This is a genomic window from Bacillus sp. 3255, from assembly GCF_031456485.1.
GTDB lineage: Bacteria > Bacillota > Bacilli > Paenibacillales > NBRC-103111 > Paenibacillus_E.
Genome location: NZ_JAVDUS010000035.1, coordinates 1 through 25,298 on the forward strand (window position 1 = coordinate 1; position 25,298 = coordinate 25,298).

A 25,298-nucleotide genomic window follows, 5' to 3' on the forward strand; every position below is an offset into this window, starting at 1 on the left:
CACGCGTTCCCATCTCGAACACGACCGTTAAGCCCTCCAGCGTCGATGGTACTTGAACCGCAGGGTTCTGGGAGAGTAGAACGTCGCCAAGCAGACCCCATTTGGGGTGTTTATAGAGAGTATTAGCCTACAATGACGCGGGGTGGAGCAGCCCGGTAGCTCGTCGGGCTCATAACCCGAAGGCCGCAGGTTCAAATCCTGCCCCCGCAACCAATGATTGCGAGTCATTAGCTCAGTTGGTAGAGCACCTGACTTTTAATCAGGGTGTCGTAGGTTCGAATCCTACATGACTCACCATTTTTGTCTTTCATAAGCGCGTATGGCGGAATTGGCAGACGCACTAGACTTAGGATCTAGCGGGCGACCGTGGGGGTTCAAGTCCCTCTACGCGCATCTTATTAGGAGCAGTAACGATTATATCGTTGCTGCTCTTTTTCTATTTTGCACTAGTGAACAAAATTGCTAATAATGGCACAGCGAAATGCAAGCCCGCTCGGCACCGTTCCAAGTACAATGAAATCGAAACGGTAGGGAGGCTGAGCGCGATGACAACGGAGATGACGAATTTCGTACTAACCCAAGAGATGATTGAGCAATTTTATCGGGAAGGTTACTTTTATGCTCGAGGTTTTCTGAATCAAGCGGCAGTGGAGGCTATCAACAGGGAGAATGCCGCGTTTGCCAATGAAGGCGGAACCGGCGAGTGGAAGAGCAGAAGCATCATCGATATCGCTAAGGAGCAGGAGGTGTACCCGGAGACGACGGCCTTCTTGACGAATCCGGCGATTGTCAGCGTGTTAGAGCAAATTCTAGGGGACCAAGTGAAGCTATGGATGGGCATGTACGCGGTTGTGGCTCCCCAAGGCAACGGGCTGGAATGGCATCAGGATAATCAGTACACGCATATTCTGGGTCACATGCTCAACGGATTCGTTGCACTGGATGAGATCACGCAGGACAACGCGGGCTTATGGCTGGCTCCCGGCTCGCATCTGTTAGGCCGATTACCCAACATGAATACGGAACCGGGCCATAGACGCGCCTCAGAGCCCGAGAATGGCGCTCCGTGCCTGCCGCTTGCGCCTGGCGACGCGGTATTCTTTCACCGGGAGACGCTTCACCACAGCAAGAAGAATCATACGGATAAGCCTAGGCGCGCCTATGCGTTCCAAGCGGCAGCGGCGAACTGCCGGTATGCGCAAACAGGCAAGCTGCTTGAGGATCGCGTTCTCTTGTCGGGTTATAAGCGGGGTTAGACTGGCGGCGTTAGCTTAACGGCTTTGACTTCCGGTACGTACTAGGCGTCAGACCTCGGTTTTCTTTGAACACTTTATTGAAATAGCTGGAGGAGCCGAATCCGCAGTGCAGGGCAATATCTGTAATGGTATCCTGTGTATACAGCAGCATATGTGCCGCGTATTGAAGGCGGAGACTGATGATAAATTCGTGAGGAGACATTCCGGTTACTTCTCTGAACTTGGTGTAGAACCAGGTTTTCTTCAACGCGGCCCGCTCGATGAGATCATCCATGTCCAGCTCCTCCGCCCAATGGGTCATGATATGTTCGATAGCGGCAATGATCCCTGTTAGCGCTCCTGATTCCGACGATTGTTCCAGGGAAACGGCTGCATAGTACCGTTGGATTTGAACTAAAATCTGAATTAAGAGCGTCTTCAACTGGATGTCCCAGCCTGGCTGTGCGTGCTCCTTCTCCAGCAGTGCTTCCTGGGCCAGCCGCACGATGCATCTGGCGTACGGTGAGGCAGCAGGAATGACCTGAGAGGCGTTCTTCGTATAGAAGGGAACAAGCAGGCTGTCTCCCTTGGGCATGAAGGAAATGTACTCCGGTGAGAAGAGCAGCATGATCCAACGGCCGGGCTTACCCTCTTCCCGGATTAAATTCCAGTGCGGCTCAAAAGGGCGGAGCAGAAACACATCGCCGGGATCCGCATAGTACCATTGATCGCCCATCGGGTATTTCATCGAGCTGTCGAGAGCAATGCTGATCTCAAGAGAGACATGCGTATGAAAATCATGCTGCGTATAAACGGCCAGCCGTTCCTCGATAATGAACTCCCGCGGGATGCTAGGATCGAAAAAGGGGGGCAATGCAGTCAACTCCTCCAATGGGCAACTATCGAATCAATCAGGGAAAAAATTGGTGAAAAAAAAGTGCCAAAATGATTTGCTTTTTGTAAAGAATCCTGTTATATTACTACTTGTCCCTAAAACGAGCGGAACCAAACGCCGCCCGGTAACAACTTCGGGAACGTATGCGGAAGTGGCTCAGCGGTAGAGCATCGCCTTGCCAAGGCGAGGGTCGCGGGTTCGATCCCCGTCTTCCGCTCCATGAATTAGCGCTCTTAGCTCAGCTGGATAGAGCATTTGACTACGAATCAAAAGGTCGGGAGTTCGAATCTCTCAGAGCGCGCCATTTATGTTTTGCACTTATACATAGCAGTTCCGGGACGTAGCTCAGCTTGGTAGAGCACCTGCTTTGGGAGCAGGGGGTCGCATGTTCAAATCGTGTCGTCCCGATCGACAAGAAGCATAATCCGATCAGTAGAGATACTGACAGATTACGCTTTTTTTTATTTTTCCGGTTCCTCCATGGCATTGGCTAACGCTACGAGTTTCGTTAACGTTCGCCAATTTCGCACGGTTACAGGCACATCCAGCTTCGTCAGATTATTGGCGAGCTTGGATTTCAGGACGCTGTGTCGATACAGCAGGACGAGCTCTCGGCCTTGAACGCGGAACTGGTCGTTGTCCGTTCGGTACGCTTCCAGCTTCGCCAAGCTTGCGCTTGAAGGCTCATCAGGCATGAAAGCGATATAGAGGCTCTCGGCGTCGGACAAGGACTCCGCTTCGGCAATCTCCGACTCGGAGAACGGACAATTCGCGAAGCTGGTTCTCAGCTCATCGGCGGTTCTTAGCATGACGGCTGCAGGGATGTGAAAGGCTGCGTTGATCGTGTCTTCGATCTTCTTACGCAGTTGGTCTTCATCCTCGGCAGATGCGAACAGGACATTGCCGCTTTGAATATAGGTCTGAACGCGCTGCAGGCCAGTCTGCTCCAGAGCTTTCCGCAAATCCGCCATTTTAATGATGTTTTTGCCGCCAACGTTAATACCTCGAATGAAAGCGATATAAATCTTCATATATGCCACTACCTTCTTTTCTATCGTATAGCCATACATTACCATACTAAGATGACTTTCACACTATACCTGTTTAATTATAAAATAAGAGGATGATGTCAGATTGTGTCGGGCGATATTTATCCCGGAAATCGGGCGAATGAAACGCGTTGACACGAATCGACGGGAACGGCGCGCGAAAAGACGGAGTTTATGTGTAATTATAACTATTAAAGTAAAAAAATATTAAAATATTGGAAATTATTAAGTATAATAGAGGAGATTGTCCTTAATAAGAAGAACTAGTACTAATTAAATAGTTGGGGTAGTCTACTTGATAAGAATAAGAGGTACATCTATGCAGAATTCATTGTTTTTCAAGAATGTAATCAATTCTGATTCCATCTTCGAATCGATCGGCCAACTGAATGATATCGCCAAGAAATCAATTGGCTGTGAACATATCTCTCTTTTTCTAATGGATGATAAGTATCAGCTTACCCCAGCGGCTTATTCGGTGAATATTAGTACAGCGGTCATGGAGCATCTTAAATACATAGTTCTCCAAACGCAGTTTTTTTCCCTGTCGCCCGACGGAATGCGATTGTCAATGGATGAGGCGAGCGGGACAATGAAGGAACATCTTCTTCAATCCAGATATGCCTGCATATATGGATTTCATATAAAACACGGTTCTTCTTACGGCGCTCTCTTGTTCTCCTTTCCTTCGAATACGATGTTGAAAGACGAGCAATTGCATCTGTGCAATCTGATCAGGCTGCATATGGAGCAATTGATCAAGAAGATTCAGTTCCGCAAGCAAGTGCTGAAGCAGCAAGCCTACGAGAGCCTTTTCAACACGCTTAGGGTCAAAGATAGTTTTACAGTGGACCACTGCTACAATGTGGCTTTCTATTCTACGCTGCTAGGAGCCAAGGCCGGCGTCAGCGAGGTGGAACTGGAAACATTGAAGCTGGGAGCGCTGCTCCACGATATTGGGAAGCTGGCCATTCCCGATCACATCCTGATGAAGCCGGGCCGCCTTTCAGACGATGAGTTTCGCGTAATCCGCCAGCATCCCGTAATCGGACATGAGCTGCTGAAGGAACTGCCGGAGGTCGAGCATCTTCTGCCGATGGTCAGGTGGCATCACGAACGCATGGATGGCCGTGGCTATCCGGACCAATTGGTTGGGGAGGATATTCCTTATCTCGTGCGGATTGTGTGTATCGCGGATGCGTTCGATGCGATGACATCGACGAGAGTGTATCGGAATTCGCTTCATGTTCATGAGGTAAGAGAGCAACTGCTCATTCATGCGGGCAAACAGTTTGACGAGGATCTAGTGCGGATATTTCTGAGCATCATCGATGAGCAAATGCAAATGAATGATTAGTTTTCCAAACAACTATTATTGAAATGAAAGATGGGATAATCAATGAACGGACGTATTCTGATCATCGATGATGAGCCGCATAATCTTAATATTCTTCGTATCTTTCTAAATTCGCTGCACTACGAAATTTTCACGGTTGAAGACGGCAAAGAAGCGCTATCGATGGTCAGAGATCTAATGCCGGATTTGATTTTGCTCGATGTGATGATGCCGGAGATTACAGGCTTTGAAATTTGCCGGCAGTTAATGGCGGAAGCGGATTTCGACATACCGATCATCTTCTTATCGGCGAACGCCCAGAAAGAAGATATTTTGCATGGCTTGCGGCTCGGTGCCGTCGATTATTTGACGAAGCCCTTCGACCTTGATGTGTTGGAACGCAAAGTTGAAATCGCCCTGCACCAGAAGGCCCAGGTGAAGAACCTCAAGAAAGACAATAAGCAGCTCGCCAAGCTGGTCTATGTGGATGCGCTGACTGGTCTATACAACCGGGCTTACTTGGATATGACAATCGCCATGATGAGGGAAGGGAAGAAGCAATTCCACGCTGCGATGATGGTCGATATGGACTATTTCAAGGACATTAACGATAATTTGGGCCACTTGGTCGGCGATCAGGTGCTGCGTGAGGTTGCCTCGATCATACAGGCTAAGATTTCCAGCGAGCACGACCTGGCTTTTCGATACGGCGGGGACGAGTTTTTGGTGCTCTTGCACAAAGATTCGAACGCGATGGAGATTGCTGACAGCATCGTGAAAGAGGTCGATTGCTTGAAGGTCAGTCTTGCGCCTAGTAAATCCCAAGAATTTTCGGTCAGCATAGGACTTGCGAACAATTTCGATCCTACCTGTTTTGAGCAAATGATCACACAAGCGGATTCAGCACTTCTCGGAGCGAAAAACAGCGGAAGACATCAAATAAAGATACGCTAATTAAAGGAGAATGGGTGAAACATGGTCATGGAACTTATGAGCTTTCAGAAGTTGTTTCAGATGACGAAGGTCATCAATTCGCAGTTTGAGCTGTCAGAAATCTTGCAGGTATTCGTAGACGCCATAGCCGGGGAAATCACCCAGGCCGATCTGGTCGGCTTCTTCCTCAAACAGCCCGATGGCACGTTCAAGGGGGATAAAGGCAATAAGCTGCCTGTCGATATCACGGAATTGCTGATTGATCCGAAGGAAGATGAGTTTGTCCGAGACATTTTGCGCAATCAGGCCAGCGACTATATTTCAGATACGAGTGTGGATTTGAGACTGGATCAGTCGAAGCGGCAGCTGCTTAAGATTAAATCGATTCTCGGTATTCCGGTCATTGTCGATAATGAGGTGTTCGGTCTCGTGTTCGTTCACGATTTCGGTAAGCCGATGAATATTACGCAAGAGCAGATGGAAGTGACGGAAGCGTTCGTGAACATGGCCAGTGTCGCGATTCGCAATATTCGCATGTTTGAGCAGCGTCAACTGCTCATGGAGAAGCAGCAGCTTCTGCTTGACGCCACGAAGGCGTTATCGGAATCTCTATCCGTTAAGGATGTATTGAACACTTTCTTTCATTACATGCGCAAAGCTAGCGGATCGAAAGACATCGGTATTCATTTGTACAATGAGAAAGAGCATACGATCGAGCCTTACCAGCTCTCTTCCGAGAATGTCACGATGGACGAGTGGAAAGTGAAGCATCGCGAAGTGAAGCTGACGATTGAGAACGACCGGCTGTTGTATGAAGTCATCACGGAGAAAAAAGCAGCCGCTATCGAGGATGTCTATGCGGATCCACGGCCGAATCATAAGGCTTTCGTCTCTTTTGACATCAGAAGCATCATGGTCTTCCCGCTCGTGGCCAAAGGCTCGGTATACGGAGTCGTAGCAATTCCGTCCATCGGCAAGCAGCGGAAATATGAAGCGAGCATTCTGGAATTCTGCCAATCGATCTCCGATGCGACGGCAACCGCCCTATCCAACGCCCAGCATACGGAGAAGCTGGATCATTCCGTTCATGAGCGTTCGATTGAGCTGCAGCATGCTAATTTCAAACTGGAGGGGCTGGTTCGGGAGCTGGAGCATCTGAACGAGCTGAAGAGCGACTTCATCGCAACGCTGTCCCATGAGCTTCGCACGCCGATTACAGCGGTTAAGGGTTCCGTCGATATTCTGGGCAAAGGGATTCTCGGCGATCTCAATGAGTCCCAGAAGGATCTGTTGGATATAGCCGCCAAATCGATCGACCGTCTGCTCGATCAAGTGAACGAGCTTCTCGATTTCGCGAAAATGGAGAACGGCAAGTTCGAGCTGATGTACACGGAGGCGGACTTCAATGATATTGTGAAGGAGTCCGTCGAGATCGTGCAGTCGCTCATTAACAAGAAGAAGCTCGTTCTCATTGTAGAAACGGATGCGGATACGGACAGTGTCGTCCAAGTCGATAAGCAGCGCATTCTGCAGATCCTGTTGAACCTCCTCTCGAACGCGATCAAGTTTACGCCGCCGCTAGGCGTCATTACCATCAAAACGAAGTTCGAGGACAACCTGCTCACGGTCGAAGTGCACGATAACGGGATCGGCATTCCGTTCGAGAAGCAGAAGAACATTTTCACGAAATTTTATCAGGCTAATAATCAAATCAACGGCACCGGCTTAGGGCTGGCCATTTCCAAACAGCTCATCGAGCTGCACGGCGGCCGCATCTGGTTCGACAGCAGCGAAGGCCAAGGTTCGGTATTTAAATTTACTTTACCTACGGGAAAGGAGTAACGAGAATGCGGGCAATTGAACTAGCATTGAGATTTCTAGTACAGCAGGGTGTGAAATATGTATTCGGTATTCCGGCGGGCTCTATCAATGCTATTTATGATGCCCTTCTGGATATTCCTGAGCTTAAGCCGATCGTAGCCAAGCATGAGAACAGCTCCGGGTACATGGCAGGGGCCTACACACGCATTACCGGCATTCCTTCCTTGTGCGTAGCTTCCAGCGGTCCGGGAGCGACGAATTTGGTGACGCCGGCGGCCAACGCTTGGAAACAGAAGCTGCCTGTTATTTTCATCACAGGCTCGGTGCCTTCTACGAAGCTGGGCAAGGGAGGCGCGCAGGAGCTGTATGCGGAGCCGATCTTCGCTTCGATTACGAAGATGAGCCGTACCGTTCTGAATCCTGAGGCGCTGCCTGAGATTATGGCGGAGGCGTTCCATACGGCCATTAGCGGTGTGCCGGGACCGGTGCATTTGGCGATTCCGATAGATATTCAGATGACGGAGATCGGCGCAAGAGAGCTGCCGGTGCTACCACAAATCGAGCAGCGGGCGACGGATTGGGCTGCAGTCAGCGCGGCTGTGCAGCGGTTGAAGGCGGCAGGTTCGTCCGGAGCTATTCTGCTCGGCAGCGGGGCTAAAGCAGCGGCGGACTTGGTCGTGCCGTTCGCTGAGGCGTTAGGCTGGGGCGTAGCGACGACACCGAGGGGCAAGGGCGCTTTCCCGGAGGAGCATCCGCTGTCCTTGGGGGTATACGGACTCTCCGCGAATATTAAGGCGAGCGAATATTTAAATGGCGGCAATCACGAAGTGCTGCTGATCATTGGCTCGAGCTTGGGCGAGCTGGCGACGAGCAATTGGGAGCCGCGTTTGACCGCGAATCGCGAGCTCGTGCACATCGATTACGATAGCCGTGAGCTGGGCAAAGTGTATGAGACTCATTACCCGGTTCATGGGGAAATCAAGGCGGTCATCGCGGAGCTGCTTGAACAGCTGTCGGACGAAGGACAGAAGGATGAAGCAGCTGTCAGCGATGCTTATGCCGGGTTAGCCGAAGCTGCGGCGGGCGCAGCGGTCGAGGAGAAATGGAACACGCGGGCGGCTATTCGCGGGCTTGGCGCTGCCGCACCGAAGAATGCGCGGTTCTTCCTTGATATCGGCGAGTTCATGACGTACTCCATCCAGAACCTGCTCATCGAGAGCGGCCAACAATTCGATATCGACATCAATTTCGGCGGTATGGGCTCAGGCCTGGGCGGAGTGATCGGGGCGAAGCTGGCCGAGCCGGACAGGCCTACGATTTGCATAACGGGCGACGGATGCTTTTTCATGCACGGGATGGAAGTATTGACGGCTAAGGAGTATCAGCTTCCGATTGTTTTCGTCGTCATCAACAACGCCCGCTTGGGCATGGTATACCATGGACATATGCTGCAGTACAAACGGTGCCTGGATGACTTCTCGCAGCAGCGGATTAGCATCGCAGGGATTGCGAGCTCGCTCGGTCTGCGTAGTGTAGAGATTACATCGCTGGACGAGCTTCAACCTCAGAACGTGCAAGAATGGCTGGCTCACGGAGGTCCGGTTGTCGTTGAAGTGATTGTAGACGGAAATGAGATTCCACCTATGGGGGAACGAGTGAAGTTTCTGCAGGGAGCAACCTATTAATCCCTATTAGACTCTTGGGCGCCAGCCGGCTGGCCGGCAACCAAGGGCTTTTTTTTATGCATAGGAGGGGAGGAGATTGTACACGGGTTCCTGAAGTGATATGGTAAAAGGGTGCAAGAACCATACGGAAGGAGCGATTCATTCATGTTACAACGTACCATAGGTCGTTTGAATTACGAAAGCTCAGTCGTTATGTTTGGCGCAGCAAGTCTTGGGAATGTGACACAGGAAGAGGCCGACGCCTCCATCGCTTATGCGCTGCAGCATGGTGTGAACCATTTTGACACAGCGGCCTCCTACGGCGATGCCGAACTGCGTATGGGACCGACGATCAGCCGGGTGAGGGACGATATTTTCCTCGCTACGAAGACAGGACTTAGATCGAAGCAGGCTGCGAAAGAAGAGATCTACCGCTCCTTGGAGCGCATGCAGGTGAGCTCGGTCGACTTGCTTCAGCTTCATGCCGTAGGCTCGATGGAGGAGCTGGACCGTTGTACGGAGAAAGGCGGCGCTCTGGAAGCCGCTTTGGAAGCGAAGGCGGAAGGCATCGTGAAGGAAATCGGCATTACCGGCCATGGGCATGATGCACCGGCCGTTCATTTGGAGGCGCTGCGCCGCTATCCGTTCGCTACGGTTCTGCTGCCGCTGAATTACTATATGTACAGCTTGCCGGAGTACCGAGAAGCGTTCGACGCCTTGATGGAAGAGGCGGGCAAGCAGCAGGCGGCGGTTCGCGTCATTAAGGCGATCGCGAAGGCGCCGTGGGCGGAGGGACAGGATCGTACGTACGCAACGTGGTACGAGCCGTTCGATCAACAGCAGGTCATTGATGCTTGCGTGCATTTTGTTTTGTCGTTCCCGGGGCTCAGCGGGTTCGCCAGTGCGGGGGATATTCATTTGTTCCCCAAAATCGTCGAGGCGGTGGAGCGGTATGGCTCGATGACGAATGAGGAGGCCGAGCGAATCCTGAGCGGAATCAGCGGCTATACGTCCGTGTTCGGAGCTCCGACGTCGATCGCTTAATTTGTGCAAGACACCTTCCCTTAGGGGGAGGTGTTTTTTATTTTTTTATCAGCCTCACAAAATTGACATGAAATGGCTCTCCCCATGCGTCACTTACTCCTGGCATTCAACGAATACCTATAAGCGAATGTAAGGGGGAAGTTTAGATGGTTAAACGTTTATGGAGAAACAAAAAGTTCTGGCTGGTCTCTTGTGGCACGCTGCTTGCCGGGGGAATAGTCGTAGTGGCGTCCTGCTACTCGTATATTCGCGGACTTGACGTATCCAAATTAAATCAGCCGCTCCCGGAGGCTACGCTCGTGCTCGACAAGAACGGCAAAGCGGCGGCGCAGCTCTCCTCTTCGAAGGTCGATCCCGTCCCGATATCCCAGATGCCGAAGGTATTGACAGATGCCATTGTGGCGGTGGAGGACCGGCGGTTTTATTCGCATACAGGCATCGACCTCCAATCCATTATGCGCGCAGTGGCACGCGATGTGGTGCGGGGCGGCTACTCGGAGGGTGCGAGCACGATTACGCAGCAGCTGGCCAAGAACCTTTTTCTTAACGCCGATAAAACGCTCAGCCGCAAGCTGCGTGAAGCCGCTTATGCGATCAGAATCGATACGTCGTATAGCAAAGACGAAATCTTGGAGATGTACCTCAACAGCATTTATTTCGGGGAAGGCAGTTGGGGGGTGCAGGGGGCGTCCAAGACGTATTTTCATAAAAATGTACAGGATCTGACCCTGCCCGAAGCCGCCGTGCTTGCCGCATTACCGAAGGCGCCGAGCCGGTACTCCCCATTCCAAGACGAAGCGCAGGCGCTGGAGCGCAGGAACACCGTGCTTGTGCTGATGCGCGACGAGGGCAAAATTACGCCGGAGGCTTACGAACAAGCCAAGGCGAGCCCGCTAGGCGTTGTCAGGTCGGATAAGACGGACGACCTCAAGGGCAGATATCCCGCTTATGTGGATGCGGTTATTAGTGAAGCCGTTCGCTTGTATGGCTTTACGGAAGAACAGCTGCTCACGGGCGGCTTGCGCATTACGACCGAGCTCGATCCCGCCGTGCAGAACGCGGTAACGGAGGTGTATAAGGACGACAGCTTGTTCCCTGCAAGCAAGCCGGATCAGCTCATTCAAAGCGGAGCGGCGGTCGTCGATCAGCGAACCGGCGGGATCCGCGCTTTGGCCGGCGGAAGAGGGGAGAGCGTGTTCCGCGGATTCAGCCACGCGACGCAGTTGAAGCGTCAGCCCGGCTCTTCCTTTAAGCCGATTGCCGTCTATGGTCCCGCTCTGGAGCGAGGTTACACGCCGTTCTCGACTTTGTATGACGGACCGCTCAACATTGAGGGATACCAGCCTCAGGATTGGGATCATCAGACGCGGGGGCAGGTGACGATGCAGGAAGCCGTCGTGTCGTCGTGGAACGTCCCGGCCGTATGGCTCCTACATGAAATCGGCATCGATCAGGGCCTCCAATTTGCCAAGTCGCTGGGCATCCAGCTGCCCGCTCAAGACCGGCAGCTCGGCATCGCGCTGGGCGGCTTGTCCGAGGGCGTGTCGCCGCTGCAGATGGCGCAGGCGTTCAGTGCTTTTGCCGCCAAGGGCAATCTCCACGAAGCGCATACGATCTCGAAAATCGAGACCGGCGACGGGCACTTGCTCGTCCAAGCCGCTCCGGCGAGTGTCCCGGTCATGAAGCCTGAGACGGCCTATGCCATGACCTCCATGCTGCAAGTGGCGGTGCAGCAGGGAACAGGGAAGAATGCGGCGATGAATCGTCCGGTTGCGGGGAAATCAGGCACCACGCAGCTGCCGCAGACGAAGGAATTCGAGGGCATCAGCAGCGGGAGTGCGAAGGATGCCTGGTTCGTAGGCTATACGCCGGAGCTGACGGCGGCCGTGTGGGTCGGGTATGACCGTACCGACAAGGAGCATTATTTGACGACTTCCGGAGGTGCGGTGCCGGCCGTTCTGTTCCGGGAGATGATGAGTCGGGCGCTGGCGCAAGCTCCGGTTGTGCCGTTCGATATGCCGATTGTAGGGCGTGAAGCAGCCTCGTCCATCTCCTCGGAGGACCCTAAGAAGCCGGAGAAGGGGGACAAAGAGGCGAAACCCGAGAAGGGCGCGAAGCCAGGGCGCGGCAAAGGTAAGAAGGACGACTAGTGCTAGTCGCTGCGCGCGGGCGTGGCGTGAGCGGGCTGTGCGGTGAGGCTCAGGTGGCGCTGCGCGACTGAGAGGCGAGGCGGCGCGAGAAGAGGCTCGCTGCCGGCGAACGGAAGCATCGGCCTTGCAGTTGCTGGCCGGATGGCTCGGCGAGGGGCCGGACCGCCGGCTAACGGACACAGCGGCACTTATTCGGCGAATATCGGCCGCTGCGGAAATGTAACGGACACAGGTGCCGCTATTCGCCGGTGGGAGGGTGATTTTGCCGTGGAAACGGCAAAATAGGGTCCCGTGTGTCCGTTAGAGCGATAACGGGGCGGTTTTGGCAGGAATAACGGACGTGATGTCCGTTAGCTGTGCTGCGCGCGAGCAAAGGAACAAAAAAAATGCAGTTCCCAAGCCATTTTCATGGCTAGGGAGCTGCATTTTTTTAATCGCGGTCGTTACCGCGCGCTTTCTCGTTTGCTTTGTGATCGTCGTTGCCGCGCTGTTTATTGGCGTTGTGGTCTTTACCGTTTTTGGGCCCAGACTGCGCCTCTTTCGCTTCTACCTTCTGCTCGCTATTGCGGTCTTGATCGTTGTCATCCTCATCATCGTCATCGTGCTTTGGAGCCTGCTGTTGAACTTGCTGCTGAACCTGCTGTTGCTGCTGCTGCCCCCATTTGGTTTTCATATGGACATTCAGCTTGGTGGCATCCAGGTTGTACTGCTGCGCAAGCAGAGCGGCAATCCGCGACTCGGCTCCTTCCGAACGAAGATCGATGGAAGCGAGAAGCATCTGAATCCATTGCGCGGCTTCTTCGCCTTTGAGATGAATCATCCCCGCACCGTCAGGCTTCACGTTGAGATCGTACGTCGTGCCGCCCGGTTCCTTGGATTGTTTGATATGGAGCTTGAAATGCTTCCCGTCGACATTCAAGTCGATGTCCTCCAAACCGGGAATAAGGGCGGTACCCGGAAGTTGAGCCGGTTTCGGCGATGGCGCTGCCGACGGTTGCGCTGCTGCCGACGGTTGCGCCGAGGCTTGCGGAGAAGGCACGGGCGTTGGAGTCGGCTCAGGCTGCGCAGATGCAGGCGCGGCCGATGGAGACGGCGACGGTACGGCCACCGCAGCGGCAGACGCCGCTTTGACATAAGCCGCCTGATGCTTGCTGTTGACTATTATTTCAATCTGGTCTCCTGCTTTCAAATCGGACAGCTGAGCCTTCTGGTCATTGCGATAAACCCAAACTGATTTAGCCAAAGGAACCGTTTGATCTCCATTTTCAGTAATCACGGTGACGGCATCCGAGTTCAAGGATTTGAGAGTGCCTTTGACCGAAGTTGAAAGGGGAGAGTCGGGTGAAGTTGCCGCATAGGCTGTCCAGCCGCATAGCGCTAAAGCGATCAGCGTAACGGTGACGATGAAAAAGGGCAATTTTTTGCGCATTAACATGTGAAACACCTCCATTAACAGCTTTCGGTCAAGAAGGTTGTTTTGAGACGGTATGAGGGATGGGTATGTTCGTATGGAGCCATGCATAATCGGTTAGGTAATGGGTTAAGGTAGAAACAAAGTTAAACCCGGAAGGAGGAAATCGCTTGCTCAACAAGTGGTTAGGGTGGATAGCGCTCGTTCTGCCGTGGTTATCCTTGTTTGTCATGAAGCGGAACAGCATCTACAGATACATGCCTGTATCTATTCTCGCGGCGCTTTTGCTGACGATTGTTTCTGAGATTGCTTACAGGTATAAATGGTGGGAAATCAAAACTTCGATTGTCCCATGGGGGTATGTGACAGGTGTGTCATTTACCTTTGGTGTTTTCATGGTTGGTATGATGTGGGTGTGTCACTTTACATTTGGACGAGTCTGGTTGTATGTCGTTATTAATCTTGCGCTAGACTTGTTTTTTTCTTATGTCGGGATTCCGATTGCAGAACGCATGGGCATATGGGGGATGGTGAATGCAAAGCAGTACCACATCTTTCTGATCATGACGGGGCTTTCGTTCATGCTGTACCTATACCAGCTATGGCAAGAAAGAGCCTATCGGAAGCTGGAGGAAGAGGATGGCGAAGAGCTTACGATTCGGATCAGCACACCGACTTGGGGGACAAGGGAGAAAGCGAAATGAAAGAAGCAGCCGCTAGGCTGCTTTTTTCATTGATAGTGGCGACACGTTCTGAGCCGACGGGAGAGTGCGGATAAGCGGGGACCAGCCGGCCCTGAGCCGACGGGAGAGTGCCGATAAGAGGCGTCCAGCCGAAGCCCCGCCCCAAGGCTGCCCTGAGCCGCCGGCGCAGCAACGCATTGCTCAGCATACGCGAGCGTTGAGCTCTAAGCCCGCCCAGCTAATCGCTCTGCAAGCGCTGCATGAATTCCTCTGCCGCACTATAGCCCTGCTGGCGCAAATACCAAGAGTTGGCCGCCGCCTCAACCAATCCGGCCACATCCCGTCCCGGCTGCAGCTGGATTTCGATATGCGGAATTTTGATATCCATATACTCGGTATAAGAAGGCTCCAGCTCCAAATCGTTATTAAGCGCATGTTCCTGCCATTTGGTCAGCTCGATGTCGAGCACAATGCGCGTTTCGTCCTGGAACGCTTTGCGCCCGTAGAGGCGCGAGACGTTAATCAACCCGATGCTGCGAAGCGCCAGGAATTCCTTCGTTTTCCCGTTATGCGTGCCGAGCAGCGTCTCCGGGCTGATTTTTTTCAAAACGACAATATCATCGGCTACCAAACGGTGCCCTCGGCGAATCAGCGTGTGGGCGGTTTCGCTCTTGCCGACCCCGGACTTCCCGCGCAGCAAAATGCCGATGCCCGAAACGTTGACGCAAACACCGTGAACTGCGATTTCCTGGGCGAGCGACTTGCTCAAGAACAAATCGACCAGATCCTGAAATTTGCTTGTGGCGGCAGCTGTGCGCAGAAGCGGAATGCGCTCTTCCTCGCAATATTTCGTTAAATATTTCAAGCCTTCTTGATTTCTGGTGACGACGAAGCAAGGCGGATGATATTTGACAATATTGCCGATATGCAGATTGCGTTCATTTTCGCTCAATTTATGCAAATACGTAATTTCTTTGCGGCCGAGCAGCTGGACGTGAGCTTGCGGGAAATATTCGAAATAACCGACGAACTCCAGGCCAGGGCGATGCGCTTTGGTTTTGGTAATCGGGCGATGCAGCTCGGAATGTCCGGCCAGGACTTCGAGCGAGAAGCGCTCGACTAGATCTTTGACAGTGACGTGCTTCACAACCTGTCCCTCCTTCGTGAACATGCAATTTCCTTGTATTTCGCCCGCATATTGCGATAATCCTGCATGAAAGCGTTTGAACGACACTCCAAATACGATTTAAGCGTAAATGCTGTCATAATTCCGTTACAATTATGCACAGATGGTCCACCGCCAATCTGCAAAATAAATAAAAAAAACGCTCTTTGCATGAAGCGCAAAGAGACGAAAGGCCAAGTAGGTCGTGTCATATGTTTATGTAAAAGCAGCCTACCTGTTGTAGCCGCATTTTTTCGCAAGTGTTGGCCATGTCGATAGAAACATGCTTTCCCAACGGTCTTCTGGCAGTACCATGATCCATCTTGCGATTTGATCCAAGCCCATGTCATTCAGGGTTTGAACGACTTCTTGTCTTTCACAGCTAGTTTTTAATGCTAACATCTCAAAACCACCTCATCAATTGTATTCAAACAATTATGCATATGCGGCGGCGGGACGAAATGTGACGATTTCTCATAAAAAAGTGCAAGAGGCCATGCAGTCGGGTGCTGCACAGCCTCTTCGTGGTTTACAAAGCGCCTATTTGAGGTGATTGCGAAGTTTAGGCTCGATCGACTGCAGCACTTCATCGAGCTTACGGTCAGTGATATCGGATTCCCCGTACCGAACCTCGTTATAGGCAGACGTGATGGCGTGAACGGTGTCGGCCGGCAGCTGTCGGCCGGCGAGATCTTGTTCCGTTTCGTTCGGCGTTAAGGCGCGATTGTACGAATATCCGCTTTGCGCGGCCCGTTCAATGAGCAGCCGGTACAAGTAACGGACGCGCTCCCGGTTGTTCGGCAGATGCGACCATTTCTTCGCCTGTCCCCGTTCCCGGCCGAGCTTCCTATTGCGCAGCCAGTAACGCGGCAGCTCTCTCCAATCCACCAGTGCTTCCTTCTCATCGATGTAACCATCGGAGCCATCCGGATGTCCGCTGCCGACCGATCGTTTCATCAGACGCATGAGAAGCTTACGCAGGGCAGGTGCCAGTTTCGAGACAATGAGATAGACGGCAAGCAGGACGACGGCTATCACAATGAGGTACCCGAACACCACTTGCACATAGTGGAACAGCGTATCAAGCCAGCTCGGTTCCTTCGGGGAAGCGGGCGGCAGCAGCGGCGGCATCGCCGTAGGGTTAGGCTCGGGCGGCGCATCCGGCGGCGGATCGGACTGCAGCAGACCGAGTACCCATGCGATCGCAGCCCGCAGCCAGGAACCTAGAGCATGACGAACCTGCTGGAAGTACCCGACGAAAGCGATGATCATAAGTAAGGTCATTAACCATATGCGGCTGGAGCGTTTCACGGTCCGGGATAGCGATGACGCGGCTGTCTGTTCGTCTCCGGCTAATGTCGCTGCGAGCAGCCGGGCATGATGCGTAGCGCAGAAGAAGATGACCATCGAGACGAAGCCAAGTCCGTTCAACCAGCCCATATACGGATGAAATAAGGTGAGACGTCCCATCACCGGAACAGCGATGACATACAGCAAGCCGGCCGTCAAATATCCGGCGGGAGGGAATAAAGCGTTCCAGCCGAACTTCGAGCAGCGTAACCCGCGAAAGGCGAGAAGCAGCCCGATAGCGGCGCATGCCCAGCTGTGCCAACCGCTGCCTTGGAAGAGCGAGGCCGCAGCCCATCCGGTTAATAGGCTTCCGGTAAGCTCATAGAGCGTGCGGGAAAGCCAGCGAATGCGCCCAAGCAAGCGTCCTGCTACATAGCATAGCAGAAGCTGCAGAGCGAACAGCCAGATGGACGTCTCGGACAAATAGGCGTGCGCAAGCACGACCAGCGGCGCGAATAAGATCAGCTCGATGAAGGCGAACAGCCATGATAACCCGAAAGCGCGCAGCCATGTCTCCAGGCTAGCCTGCCGTGCTTGCTCTTGAAGCGGTGCCGTCATCCCGGGAACCTCCCTCCGTGTCGTGCAAGTTTAGCAGCTCATGCTGCAAGGGAACGATGAAGACGGAATGTCCCGAGGCCTCCAGCTGCTGGATGCTGGCTTCGATGGCCTCCGATACGAAAGCCGTCAGCAGAACGATGTCCATGGCGCTTCCTTCCCGCTCGACCCACCCGTCGAGGTAGTCGGCGCAAGAGCGGGTGCAGGAGACCGCAGCCTTAGCCATCGTTTCAAAGATGTAGGCCAGATGCGGATGCCCGCCCGCCGGTGCTACATACACGGGCACGCCGGGCTGGCCTTGCAGCGAGCCGTTGTAGCCGAAGCCTGCGGGCACGCCTTGGCTTACCGCGTATTCCGCCAGCGTGGCGGCGTAGGACAAGCCTTTCTCGACGAGCTCCGGATCGCTGACCGCATCCCACATGGTCGGCGTAATCTGCGTATTCACGACGATAAGCAGCCTCGGGTCCGCCGTGAACTCCCGATTGTACACCTGGAGCCGCTGGCTGCGTGCGGTCGCTTTCCAATGGATGCTGTTCATCGTATCCCCATAACGGTACTCCCGCACACCGGAGACGAGGAACGGGTCGGGCATGATCCAGCGCTTCACGGTAACGTCTCCCTGCCAGCGGCTGGACGGCAGCGGGATCTCCTCCCGGCTGACGAGACGGGGGTAGACGAGAAGCTCCAGCGCTACCCGCTGGCTCTTCGTGGCGGCTTGAACGCCGGCTAGATCTCCGATGGAGGCGGAAACGGTTTCAAGTTTATACCAGCCTCGCTTCCCGCAGACGACCTGGTGCCGCCTGACGATGCGGGTATAGGGCATCAACGAGAAGAGGTTGCGGTGATTCTGGAAAATCTCGCCGCTGCTGACCGCGAGATTGCTCATTCTCGCGAAATGCAGACCGGCGTGGATGGTGGACTCCAAGCGCAGCCACGGGATCGGGGCCAGCTTGCGGTTCACGATCGTTTCAATCATTTCGATGCGGTCCCCGGCATGTGCGTGCTTCTGGCTGAATGTTCGCCCGATCGTAAGGCCGCGGAACCCCAAACGAGCGAAGACTGCATGCTGCACAAGGAAGAGGAGGGCGGCAATGAGCACAATCCATGCGATGCTCATGGGCTTACCCCAGCTTCACTTCCGTAGGCACGGGGGTCGCGGCGAGAACGCCTGCCAGCAGTGCTTGCACCTGCTGATCCTGCTGCCGCGACCGCGTCCGCAGCAAGATGCGGTGCGCCCAGACGGGCTGCGCCAGCGCCTTGATGTCGTCCGGCAGCACGTAATCGCGGCCGCGCAGCGCGGCGAGTACCTGCGCCGATTTCATCAAGGCGCGGATGCCGCGCGGCGAGACGCCGAGCGCCGCATCGGCATGCGTGCGCGTCGCTTCCGCGAGCTGCACGATGTACTGCAGCAGCTCGTCGTTGACGCGCACCTGCGGGAACAAGCGCTGCGCTTCCAGCAGCTCCGCGCGGCTGACGGCCGGCTGCAGCGCCTCGAGCGGGTCCTGCTGCCGGTAGCGCTTCAAGATCTGGACCTGCTCGGCGGCGGCCGGGTAGCCGAGGGAGAGCTTCATCAGGAAGCGGTCGAGCTGCGCTTCCGGGAGCGGGAACGTCCCGTGATTCTCGACGGGGTTCTGTGTCGCGATCACGAGGAACGGCGCTTCGAGCGCGTGCGTTTCCCCGTCGATGCTTACCTGGCGCTCCTCCATGGATTCCAGCAGCGCGGATTGCGTACGCGGCGTCGCCCGGTTTATCTCATCGGCGAGCACGATGTGGGCGAACAGCGGGCCCGGGCGGAATTCGAACTCCGCCAGCTTCTGGTTGTAAAAGTTAATGCCGCTAACATCCGAAGGCAGCAGATCGGGCGTGAATTGAATGCGCTTCATCGTGCCGTCGAGCGAACGGGCCAGCGCCTTGGCGAGCTGTGTTTTGCCGGTGCCGGGCACGTCCTCCAGCAGCACATGGCCGGAAGCGATGAGCGCGATGACCATCAGCTCGATCGTATCGTCTTTCCCTACAATGACTTTGCCTACATTCTCCTTGATTCGTGAAGCCATGCGTCCCAGCTGTGCGAAATCCAACGGCGGTTCCTCCCAAACGATTAATGTCGTTAACTAATATGTCAAAGAATACATAATGGCTGTCCCTTCTCATTTTAACAGACCCTAGGGTAAATTTACCACGACTTCCTTCGATAACCTCGGCTGCTGTTGTGTATTCGATAGGCAGTGAGTACAATGTGGTTGAATACCTTGCAGACTGACAAGTAAGTGTTTTATTTGTAAATAAATAAGGGGGATTTCCATGTATAAGTTGCTGTTGGTGGATGACGAAGAGGATGTCAGAGAAGGTGTCGTCCGCGAAGTGGATTGGGAAGCCATCGGCTTCGAGGTGATCGACAAAGCGGAGAACGGCAGGGAAGCGCTGGAGCTTGTGGAGCGGCTGCTCCCGGATGTGGTCGTGACGGACATCCAGATGCCGTTCATGAACGGCCTTCAGCTGGCTGAAGCGGTCCGTGAACGGTACCCGACGATCAAGCTGATCATCCTCACCGGGCACGACGAGTTCGAATACGCGCAGCGAGCGATCAAGCTGCACATTGACGAATATGTGCTAAAGCCGTTCTCCGCGCAAGAGCTGATTAACGCGCTGCTGAAAGTGAAAGGCCACATTCAGGAGGAAGTCGAGCACCGGAAGAACGTTCAACTGCTGATGGAGCATTACCGGAAGAGCATGCCTGTGCTGAAGGAGAATTTCTTGGCTACGCTCATGAACCGGAAGCTTCCGCGCGATGAAGTGTATGAGAAAGCGGCCAATTACGGGATCGAATTGAACGGGAACTGCTATGTCGCTGCGGTGATGAGCATTGACGCCGTGCTGATCCCCGAGGTGGATCCGGAGAACCGGGGCGAGCTGTCCAAATCCGTCTCGCTGCAATACTCGGAGGATCAGGCGCTGAAATATTTCGCCCTGTTAAACATTACGGAGGAGATCGCCGAGAAGCGCGGGCTTGGGCTCGTTTTCATGCATAATGACCAAGTGGTCGTATTGGCCGTGAGGGAGAGCAGCGAGCGGGAGAAGGCCCTGCAGGAAACGATGAAGGTGCTGGAAGAAATCCGGTTGAACGTCGAGAAATATTTGAAGCTCACGTTGACGGTCGGCATCGGAACGGTGATGCAGGATATCTCCAAGATCAGCTATTCGTATGAGGATGCCGTGCTGGCGCTGGATTACCGGCTGATTCTGGGCAACAACCGGATCATATCGATCGATGACGTGGAGAAGCGCAGCATTGAGAAGATCCGGTTCGACGATGTGAAAGAGCATGCCTTGACCCGCTGCATTAAGGTCGGGACGAATGTGGAGATTCGCGAGACGATCGACGAGCTTTTCCACGGGATTGAAGGAGCCGGCTCCGTGAAGGATTATCAGATCTATTTGCTTGAAATTCTCACCTGCATCTTGAAGGCGGCGAAGGACTCCAACCTGAACGTGGACGAGGTGTTCGGCGACAACTTCATTCCATTCACGGAGATCAACAAATTCACCTCGCTTGAGGAGGCCAAGCACTGGCTTGCCGAGCTGTGTCTCTCCATGATGAATCATATTGCTACGGACCGCCAAAGCACATATAGAAATCTCGTGGAGATGGCCAAGGATTATACGAAAGCTCACTATCATGAGGGCGATATTACGATTAACAAGGTGTGCGGGCACTTGCATATCAGCGCCGGGTATTTCAGCTCGATTTTCAAGAAAGAGACGAAGATGACGTTCGTGAACTATTTGAACCATATCCGGATGGAGGCGGCCAAAGAGCTGCTGCGCACGACAGATATGAAGGCGCTGGAAATTGCCGAGAAGGTGGGCTACGCCGACGCCAACTATTTCAGCTTCTCCTTCCGTAAGAATGTCGGCGTCTCTCCGAAGGAATACCGCAATAACAGCACCAAAGGGTAGCGCAGGAATGGAACGGGGGTGTCAGTTTGATACGAAAAGTGAAAGCGCTGTTCAGGTCCTTGTATGTTGTGCTGCTGGACACGATGAGAGTGAAGAGCATCCAGTTCGCGATTACGATGTCTTTTATTTTCATTACCGTGACCGTCATGCTCATCATCTCGCTGGTCCTGTACAACAAATTCTCCCGTACGGCGGAAGAAAGCGCGTTTCTGAATACACAACAAATCGTCGAACAGGTGCAGTTTAACCTGGAAAATTACATCAAGGGCATGGCGGATACCTTCGAGGTCGTCGACGCCAAAATCGCGAACAGCCATGGCGTGCCGTCGGACAAGCTGAGCGAGCAGCTGGAGACGATCGCCAGCACGCGTGAAGACATCGTGTCCATTAACTTGTTTGCGGCTGACGGCACGATGATTACGGGCATTCATAACGCCGAAATGCGGAAAAACACACGGCTGCTAGAGCAATCCTGGTTCAGGTCCGCACTCGATAACCCGAATCATCTTTCCTTCTCGCTGCCGCATATTCAGAACTTGTTCAAGGACCCGTACCGCTGGGTCGTCTCCATGAGCAAAGGGGTATCGATCGAAAGGAACGGCACATGGCAGGATGCGGTGCTGCTCGTCGACGTCAATTTCAAAACGCTGGATGACGTCTTCCGCACGGTGTCGCTGGGCAAGAAAGGCTATGTCTATATTATCGACGACTCCGCCGGCAATATTGTGTACCATCCGCAGCAGCAGCTGATCTATATCGGCCTGAAATATGAGAATGTGGAGCAGGCGCTCAAATTCTCCTACGGCAAATATATGGACGTGAGCGAAGGCGAGTCCCGGCTGAATGTCGTTCGAACCGTGAACAATATCGGGTGGAAAATTATCGGCGTGTCCTACCTCGATGAGATGATCACGACGCGCAAAGAAATCAGCACGTTCATGATTTGGCTGCTCGTCATTGTTCTTATTTTCATTTTGCTCATCTCCTCCTTCATGTCGGCCCGCATCTCCCAGCCTATCAAACGGCTCAAGAAATCGATGGAAATGGTCGAGAAGGGCCACTTCGACACGTACATCCATGTTCGCGGCGCCGATGAAGTGGAGCAGCTGTCACGCCGCTTCAATCTCATGGTGTCCCGGGTGCGCGAGCTGATGGACCAGAACATTCAAGAGCAGGAGATCAAGCGGAAGAACGAGCTCGAGGTGCTGCAGTCTCAAATCAATCCGCACTTCCTGTACAACACGCTCAATTCGGTGGTCCGGATGGTCGGTACCGGGAAGAATGATGAAGTCGTCACGACGATTACTTCGTTATCGAAGTTTTTTCGGATTTCGCTCAGCAAGGGCAAGAGCATCATTACCATCGGGGATGAGATCGAGCATATCCGGAACTATTTGATCATCCAGAAGATGAGGTATAAGGACAAGTTCGATTACAGCATCGAGGCCGACGAAGAAGTGCTGGCTTACAAGACGCTGAAGCTCATTCTTCAGCCGTTCGTCGAGAATGCGCTCTATCATGGCATCGAATACATGGTGGACGAGGGGCATATTCACATTTCCGCAAGGAAATTCAAGGATACCATCGTGCTTCAGGTTCGGGACAACGGGGTCGGCATGTCCGAAGAAACGCTCAAGAACATTATGAACGGTTCCGTCAAAAGCGAGAAAGGCTCAGGCGTCGGCCTGCGCAATGTTCATGAGCGGATTCAGCTGTATTTCGGTCCCGAATACGGTGTGAAGGTGGAAAGCGAGCTGGAGGAAGGCACCGTCGTGAAGATTACGATACCAGCCATTCTGGAAGATGAATAGGAAGGAGAAGCGATGGATAAAACAATGAAATGGAGCCCTCTCATATTTGCCGTCCTGGCCGCAATTCTCTCCTTATCCTCCTGCATGAAAGAAAGCGAAACGATCCCGACCCAGAAGAAGAAGCATTTGGAAGTCGTGCTGAGAAGCCAGGAAGGCGATTATTGGAAGACGGTGAAAATGGGTGCGGAGGTCGCCGCGAAGGAATTCGACGTGACGCTCGATTTCCGCGCGCCGGGCGATGAAGCGGATGTGAAAGGACAAATCGCTCTCATGGAGCAGTCGATCGGCAGCGGCCCCGACGGTATCGTGCTGGCTGCGAACGACTATAAGGAGCTGAGTCCCGTCGTCGACAGCGCAGCGGAGCGAGGCATTCCGGTCGTGACCATCGACTCGGAGGTCAGCACGCGCAAGGCGAAGAGCTTCATAGGAGCCAATAACTACGAAGCCGGGCAATTGGCCGGACGACAGCTGGTCAAACTTGCCGGAACCAAAGGCAATATCGCGATCGTCAGCTTCAAGCAGGGTGAGCGCAATGCGGAGCTTCGGGAGCAAGGGCTGCTTCAAGAAATTTCGAAGTATCCCGGCATTCAGGTTATTGCCAAAGTGTATACGCTCACAGACCGGGGGACGGCCGACCAGCTTACGCAGGGCATCATCGAGAAATATCCGCACCTCGACGGGATTGTCGCGTTGAACGAAATGTCCTCGGTCGGCGTGGCGGACGCTATCCAACGGTTGAACCTGCAGGACAGGGTGAAGCTCATCACCTTCGACAGCACGTCCGAGGAGTTGGAGCTGCTTCAGGAGGGCGTGATCCAGGCGACCATTATCCAGAACCCGTTCAGCATCGGTTATCTGGGCGTCAAGAATGCGGTGGAAGCCTCGAACGGGAAGAAGATTCCGGATCGTGTGGATACCGGTACCAAGGCGATCGATCTGAGCAATATGTTCTGGTCCGATAATCAGAAATTGCTATTCCCGTTCATAAAGTGATGAGAATTTCGATAGAAGACATGAGGATATTGCATTTGTTTCCTTATCGCCATGCCGTATATTTAGACATGTAAATAAACAACACAACCTTTTAGGGAGGGTCTTACCTTGAAAAAACTAATTACCCTTGCAGTAGCGAGCGCTTTGGTAGCAACCGTAGCTGGCTGTGGCAATAAAGCACAAACTCCAGCGGCATCTACAGCTCCAGCAGCTAGCGCAGGTGCAGCGGCAACAGCGGCTCCTGCTAAAACTGACGGTAAAAAACCAACGATCGGTGTAGCGATCTATAAATTTGACGATACGTTCATGTCCGGTGTTCGCGCTGCGATCGCTGACGCTGCCAAAGACAAAGCTGTTGTGGATATCGTAGACAGCCAAAACTCGCAACCGACGCAAAACGATAAAGTAGACCTTTTCATCACCAAAAAAGTAAACGCTCTAGCGATTAACGCAGTAGACCGCACAGCGGCCGGCGTTATCATCGACAAAGCGAAAACAGCGAACGTGCCGGTCGTCTTCTTGAACCGCGAGCCGCTTGCTGACGATATGAAGAAATGGGATAAAGTTTACTACGTAGGCGCGAAAGCGGAGCAATCCGGTACGATGGAAGGCCAACTGCTTGTTGACTACTTCAAAGCTCACCCTGAAGCGGACAAAAATAAAGACGGTAAAATCCAATACGTCATGTTGAAAGGCGAGCCGGGCCACCAAGATGCCGAGCTTCGTACGAAGTTCTCCATCCAAGCGATTACGGATGCAGGTCTGGGCGTAGAGAAAGTAGCTGAAGATACAGCTATGTGGGATCGTGTCAAAGGTCAAGAGAAAATGGCTGCTTTCCTGGCATCCAGCGAGAGCAAAATCGAAGCGGTACTTGCTAACAACGACGATATGGCGCTAGGTGCGATCGAAGCGTTGAAAGCAAAGGGTTACTTCAAAGACGGCAAATACCTGCCGGTTGTCGGCGTAGACGCTACGGCTCCTGCTCTGCAAGCTCTTAGCGACGGTACTTTGCTCGGAACGGTTCTGAACGATGCGAAAAACCAAGGTGCTGCGACTACGAGCGTAGCTACGGCATTGGCTAACGGCTTGACGCCAAGCAAAGAAAACACAGGCTATGACATCACAGACGGCAAATATGTGTGGATTTCCTACAAAAAGATTACAAAAGCTAACATGAACGAAGCGAAATAATCGCCATAGAGCGGGCAAGAGCTTTCCGCTCTTGCCCTCCTTATTTGGAAACCGT

The 25,298-nt window shown here is 53.4% G+C and carries 21 protein-coding genes, 6 tRNA genes and 1 rRNA gene; 20 read left to right on the top strand and 8 right to left on the bottom strand.

Features of this window, described 5'->3' with window-relative positions:
• From rrf to J2X61_RS35120, 5 genes are all read left to right on the top strand, one after another.
• Positions 1-92, top strand: a 5S ribosomal RNA gene (gene rrf, locus J2X61_RS35100); the annotation flags it as partial.
• A gap of 44 nt (positions 93-136) precedes the next feature.
• Positions 137-213 (top strand) — tRNA-Met (locus J2X61_RS35105).
• An 8-nt stretch (positions 214-221) separates the two neighbouring features.
• Positions 222-297, top strand: a tRNA-Lys gene (locus J2X61_RS35110).
• Between the two features lie 16 nt (positions 298-313).
• A tRNA-Leu gene (locus J2X61_RS35115) sits at positions 314-393 on the top strand.
• A gap of 152 nt (positions 394-545) precedes the next feature.
• Entirely contained in the window at positions 546-1,256 is a 711-nt protein-coding gene (locus tag J2X61_RS35120; RefSeq protein WP_274473320.1) for a phytanoyl-CoA dioxygenase family protein, read from the top strand.
• 10 nt (positions 1,257-1,266) lie between these two features.
• Here J2X61_RS35120 and J2X61_RS35125 read toward each other — a convergent pair whose 3' ends face one another.
• Complete coding sequence (locus tag J2X61_RS35125) at positions 1,267-2,109, bottom strand: AraC family transcriptional regulator (protein WP_274473321.1); 843 nt, start codon at positions 2,107-2,109, stop codon at positions 1,267-1,269.
• A 166-nt stretch (positions 2,110-2,275) separates the two neighbouring features.
• Between J2X61_RS35125 and J2X61_RS35130 the strand changes: the two genes are divergently transcribed.
• The 3 genes from J2X61_RS35130 (at position 2,276) to J2X61_RS35140 (ending at position 2,538) form a co-directional block, all read left to right on the top strand.
• Positions 2,276-2,350: transfer RNA gene (locus J2X61_RS35130), tRNA-Gly, on the top strand.
• A gap of 7 nt (positions 2,351-2,357) precedes the next feature.
• Positions 2,358-2,434 (top strand) — tRNA-Arg (locus tag J2X61_RS35135).
• 30 nt (positions 2,435-2,464) lie between these two features.
• Positions 2,465-2,538 (top strand) — tRNA-Pro (locus J2X61_RS35140).
• Between the two features lie 53 nt (positions 2,539-2,591).
• Here J2X61_RS35140 and J2X61_RS35145 read toward each other — a convergent pair.
• Positions 2,592-3,161 carry a DUF1697 domain-containing protein gene (locus J2X61_RS35145; RefSeq protein ID WP_274473322.1) on the bottom strand — a complete coding sequence of 190 codons (570 nt, stop codon included), beginning with the start codon at positions 3,159-3,161 and terminating at the stop codon, positions 2,592-2,594.
• A 337-nt stretch (positions 3,162-3,498) separates the two neighbouring features.
• Here J2X61_RS35145 and J2X61_RS35150 point away from each other — a divergent pair, with 337 nt between their 5' ends.
• The 7 genes from J2X61_RS35150 to J2X61_RS35180 all read left to right on the top strand — a co-directional run bounded on the left by J2X61_RS35150 (position 3,499) and on the right by J2X61_RS35180 (position 12,412).
• Complete coding sequence (locus J2X61_RS35150) at positions 3,499-4,536, top strand: HD-GYP domain-containing protein (RefSeq protein ID WP_274473323.1); 1,038 nt, start codon at positions 3,499-3,501, stop codon at positions 4,534-4,536.
• Between the two features lie 42 nt (positions 4,537-4,578).
• On the top strand, positions 4,579-5,469 hold the full coding sequence (locus tag J2X61_RS35155; RefSeq protein ID WP_274473324.1) for a GGDEF domain-containing response regulator: 891 nt from the start codon (positions 4,579-4,581) through the stop codon (positions 5,467-5,469).
• 21 nt (positions 5,470-5,490) lie between these two features.
• Positions 5,491-7,290: a GAF domain-containing sensor histidine kinase gene (locus J2X61_RS35160; RefSeq protein WP_310195009.1), complete on the top strand. Its 1,800-nt coding sequence runs from the start codon at positions 5,491-5,493 to the stop codon at positions 7,288-7,290.
• A 5-nt stretch (positions 7,291-7,295) separates the two neighbouring features.
• Entirely contained in the window at positions 7,296-8,954 is a 1,659-nt protein-coding gene (locus J2X61_RS35165) for a thiamine pyrophosphate-binding protein (RefSeq protein WP_310195012.1), read from the top strand.
• 144 nt (positions 8,955-9,098) lie between these two features.
• The gene (locus tag J2X61_RS35170; RefSeq protein ID WP_274473327.1) at positions 9,099-9,977 is read left to right on the top strand and encodes an aldo/keto reductase; all 879 of its coding nucleotides are present in this window, start codon (positions 9,099-9,101) and stop codon (positions 9,975-9,977) included.
• A 146-nt stretch (positions 9,978-10,123) separates the two neighbouring features.
• Positions 10,124-12,127 (top strand): transglycosylase domain-containing protein, encoded by a 2,004-nt coding sequence (locus J2X61_RS35175; protein WP_310195015.1) that lies wholly within the window; start codon positions 10,124-10,126, stop codon positions 12,125-12,127.
• A 42-nt stretch (positions 12,128-12,169) separates the two neighbouring features.
• A complete protein-coding gene (locus J2X61_RS35180; RefSeq protein ID WP_274473329.1) occupies positions 12,170-12,412 on the top strand; it encodes a hypothetical protein in 243 nt (80 codons plus the stop codon).
• A gap of 145 nt (positions 12,413-12,557) precedes the next feature.
• Here J2X61_RS35180 and J2X61_RS35185 read toward each other — a convergent pair whose 3' ends face one another.
• Positions 12,558-13,562, bottom strand: a complete 1,005-nt coding sequence (locus J2X61_RS35185) for a hypothetical protein (protein ID WP_310195019.1) — start codon at positions 13,560-13,562, stop codon at positions 12,558-12,560.
• Positions 13,563-13,708: 146 nt separating this feature from the next.
• On the opposite strand from J2X61_RS35185, the gene J2X61_RS35190 reads away from it, so the two are divergent.
• Positions 13,709-14,242 (top strand): hypothetical protein, encoded by a 534-nt coding sequence (locus J2X61_RS35190; RefSeq protein ID WP_310195020.1) that lies wholly within the window; start codon positions 13,709-13,711, stop codon positions 14,240-14,242.
• A 217-nt stretch (positions 14,243-14,459) separates the two neighbouring features.
• Here J2X61_RS35190 and hprK read toward each other — a convergent pair whose 3' ends face one another.
• From hprK to J2X61_RS35215, 5 genes are all read right to left on the bottom strand, one after another.
• The gene (gene hprK / locus J2X61_RS35195; protein WP_274473333.1) at positions 14,460-15,368 is read right to left on the bottom strand and encodes an HPr(Ser) kinase/phosphatase; all 909 of its coding nucleotides are present in this window, start codon (positions 15,366-15,368) and stop codon (positions 14,460-14,462) included.
• Between the two features lie 249 nt (positions 15,369-15,617).
• Positions 15,618-15,788, bottom strand: coding sequence for a hypothetical protein (locus J2X61_RS35200; protein ID WP_274473334.1), 171 nt, complete (start codon positions 15,786-15,788; stop codon positions 15,618-15,620).
• Between the two features lie 138 nt (positions 15,789-15,926).
• On the bottom strand, positions 15,927-17,294 hold the full coding sequence (locus J2X61_RS35205) for a DUF4129 domain-containing protein (protein ID WP_310195023.1): 1,368 nt from the start codon (positions 17,292-17,294) through the stop codon (positions 15,927-15,929).
• Positions 17,257-18,408 carry a DUF58 domain-containing protein gene (locus J2X61_RS35210; protein WP_310195025.1) on the bottom strand — a complete coding sequence of 384 codons (1,152 nt, stop codon included), beginning with the start codon at positions 18,406-18,408 and terminating at the stop codon, positions 17,257-17,259. Before J2X61_RS35210 ends, J2X61_RS35205 begins: the two co-directional genes overlap by 38 nt.
• 4 nt (positions 18,409-18,412) lie before the next feature.
• On the bottom strand, positions 18,413-19,369 hold the full coding sequence (locus J2X61_RS35215) for an AAA family ATPase (RefSeq protein WP_310195027.1): 957 nt from the start codon (positions 19,367-19,369) through the stop codon (positions 18,413-18,415).
• Between the two features lie 223 nt (positions 19,370-19,592).
• Between J2X61_RS35215 and J2X61_RS35220 the strand changes: the two genes are divergently transcribed.
• From J2X61_RS35220 to J2X61_RS35235, 4 genes are all read left to right on the top strand, one after another.
• Positions 19,593-21,248, top strand: coding sequence for a response regulator (locus J2X61_RS35220; RefSeq protein WP_274473338.1), 1,656 nt, complete (start codon positions 19,593-19,595; stop codon positions 21,246-21,248).
• Positions 21,249-21,331: 83 nt separating this feature from the next.
• Complete coding sequence (locus J2X61_RS35225; protein ID WP_274473373.1) at positions 21,332-23,059, top strand: cache domain-containing sensor histidine kinase; 1,728 nt, start codon at positions 21,332-21,334, stop codon at positions 23,057-23,059.
• Positions 23,060-23,071: 12 nt separating this feature from the next.
• The gene (locus J2X61_RS35230; protein WP_274473339.1) at positions 23,072-24,052 is read left to right on the top strand and encodes a substrate-binding domain-containing protein; all 981 of its coding nucleotides are present in this window, start codon (positions 23,072-23,074) and stop codon (positions 24,050-24,052) included.
• Positions 24,053-24,196: 144 nt separating this feature from the next.
• Positions 24,197-25,243 carry a galactose ABC transporter substrate-binding protein gene (locus tag J2X61_RS35235; protein ID WP_396135537.1) on the top strand — a complete coding sequence of 349 codons (1,047 nt, stop codon included), beginning with the start codon at positions 24,197-24,199 and terminating at the stop codon, positions 25,241-25,243.
• Positions 25,244-25,298 lie beyond the last annotated feature (55 nt).